Origin of the sequence: Micromonospora sp. NPDC005206, assembly GCF_040608175.1 — a bacterium.
GTDB lineage: Bacteria > Actinomycetota > Actinomycetes > Mycobacteriales > Micromonosporaceae > Micromonospora.
Genome location: NZ_JBEXHU010000073.1, coordinates 1 through 2,467 on the forward strand (window position 1 = coordinate 1; position 2,467 = coordinate 2,467).

At 66.3% G+C, this 2,467-nt stretch carries 4 pseudogenes; 1 reads left to right on the forward strand and 3 read right to left on the reverse strand.

Annotated elements, in window-relative coordinates:
- Nucleotides 1–92: 92 nt before the first annotated feature.
- Nucleotides 93–440 (reverse strand): annotated as a pseudogene (locus ABZU69_RS37010) (trehalase-like domain-containing protein); the annotation flags it as partial.
- Between the two features lie 113 nt (nucleotides 441–553).
- A pseudogene (locus ABZU69_RS37015) lies at nucleotides 554–982 on the reverse strand (type I glutamate--ammonia ligase); the annotation flags it as partial.
- Nucleotides 983–1,034: 52 nt separating this feature from the next.
- Between ABZU69_RS37015 and ABZU69_RS37020 the strand changes: the two are divergent.
- Nucleotides 1,035–2,269: pseudogene (locus ABZU69_RS37020) on the forward strand (IS3 family transposase).
- A 30-nt stretch (nucleotides 2,270–2,299) separates the two neighbouring features.
- Here ABZU69_RS37020 and ABZU69_RS37025 read toward each other — a convergent pair.
- Nucleotides 2,300–2,467, reverse strand: a pseudogene (locus ABZU69_RS37025) (type I glutamate--ammonia ligase); the annotation flags it as partial.

Below are 2,467 nucleotides of genomic sequence, written 5' to 3' on the forward strand. Positions count from 1 at the left end.
GATGGCTCCACGCCCATATCCACCACTGTCCGCTATGGACGCAATGCCCGTGTCACCCCGATCGGCGCCCCGACCCTTGTTGAGATCACCTCACTGCCCCGAATCACCCTGAGCATCCGCACCAGCCTGTGCTGATCGGTGACCTGGTCGCCAGCGACCGGCATGAAGTCGATGAGCTCGCCGACCCCGTCTGGGCTGATGAATCGGGTGATCAGGATAGGCGTGTCGGGCAGGTACAGCTGTTTGCTCACGTAGTTGATGCCGTCGGGGGAAATGCGGAAGTATCCGCCGCGACGCCGGTCGAGCAAGGCCGCGAAGATGCTGGGGGAGTCGAAACGCGGCGCGCAGAACCAGTCGATCGTGCCATCGCGGGCGACCAGTGCGGCAGTCTGCAAGTCGCCGATGAGTCCGTGGTCCTCAAGAGACAGGTACTCCTGCACGCGGCCTCCACCCTGCCTACGGATCCCGGAGGCTCAACTCGCCAGCCTTCCATTTGGTCACGCGGTCCAGCAGGGAAGCGTGACCCGCTGCGGCTGCGCCACGTCCGGTCGAATCAGCAGTCGAAGTAGAGGGCGAACTCATGCGGTGTTGGGCGCAGCACCATGGGCTGAACCTCGTTCGTGCGCTTCCATTCGACCCAGGTGGAGATCAGGTCGGGGGTGAAGACACCCCCGTCGAGCAGGTAGTCGTGGTCGGCCTCCAGGGAGTCGAGCACGGCCGGCAGTGAGCCCGGGACCTGCTTGACGTCGCCCCACTCCTCGGGCGGGAGGTCGTAGAGGTCCTTGTCGATCGGCGTGGGCGGCTCGATTTTGCTTTTGATGCCGTCCAGGCCGGCCATCATCATGGCGGAGAAGGCGAGGTAGACGTTGGCCGACGGGTCCGGGACGCGGAACTCGACGCGCTTGGCCTTGGGGTTGGCGCCGGTGACGGGGATGCGGGTGCAGGCGGAGCGGTTGCGCTGGGAGTAGACCAGGTTGACGGGTGTTCCGCACCGGGTTTGATGGAGACATCGAAACCTGGGAGGAACACCAGCGATGCCCGCACCGAAGAAGTACCCCGACGAGCTGCGTGAGCGTGCTACCCGGTTGGCGGTCGAGGCCCGCCGGGATCCGGCGTCGGCGGTAGGGGCGATCCGCCGGATCGCTGGCCAGCTTGGGATCCATCCGGAGGCGTTGCGTACGTGGGTGAAGAAGGCCGAGACCGACGCCGGTGACCGGCCGGGCACCACCAGCAGCGACGCGGAACGCCTCGCGGCCCTGGAACGGGAAGTGCGTGAGCTGCGGCGGGCCAACCAGATCCTGAAGTCCGCGGCGAGTTTCTTCGCGGCGGAGCTGGACCGTCCGTCGCGATGAAGGTCGACTTCGTCGACTCCCAAAAGGCCGAACACGGTGTCCAGCCGGTCCTGCAGGCGCTCGAAGAAACGCCGGCACAGATCGCACCGTCGACCTACTACGCCGCCAAGACCCGCCCCGCCTGCGCCCGCTCACGGCGCGACGAGGAGCTGACCGCGATCATCGAGCGGATCCACCAGGAGAACTACGGCGTCTACGGCGCCCGCAAGATCTGGCACGAACTGCACCGACGCGGCGTGCGGGTGGCCCGGTGCACCGTCGAGCGGCTGATGCGTGAGTCTGGGCTGCGCGGGCTGCTGCGCGACAAGTCGCCGCGCACGACCCGACCCGCGGCCGAGACCAGCCGCCCTGCTGACCTGGTCAGACGGGACTTCACCGCAACGGGCCCGAACCAGCTGTGGGTCGCCGATCTGACCTACGTGCGCACCAGCGTGGGCTGGGTGTACGCCGCGTTCATTCTCGACGTGTACTCCCGCATGATCGTCGGCTGGTAGGTCGCCACCAGCCTCTACACAGATCTGGCTCTCGACGCGCTGAAGATGGCGGTCTGGCGCCGCGAGAACCAGGGCGCTCACCTGCAAGGGCTGATTCACCACTCCGACAGGGGAGTCCAATATCGGGCGATTCGCTACACCCAGCGGCTCGCTGACGCCGGCGCGGTCGCGTCGGTCGGCTCGGTCGGCGACTCGTACGACAACGCCATGGCCGAGGCGTTCAACTCGCTGTACAAGGCCGAACTCGTCCGCAACAAGGGACCCTGGCGCGGACTCGACGACCTCGAGATGGCCACCGTCGAGTACATCAACTGGTACAACAACCGACGCCTACACGGCGAACTCGGGCACGTACCACCCGCCGAACACGAAGCACTACACGCGATGACCCACCCGGTCACCGCACCCCTGAAAACCAGCTAACCAACTCTCCATCAAACCCGGGGCTTGACAGGGTGCTTCGAAGCCGGGCACGAGTCGGCGGTAGGAGTTGACGGTGGGGTTGGTGAACGCCAGCAGTGAGGGGGCGTGGTGTAGCAGGCCGCCGATGTACCAGCGGGCCATGTCGGACAGGCCGGCGTAGCCGGTCTCGTCGTAGAACAGTGGTTCGCCGTTGAGCCA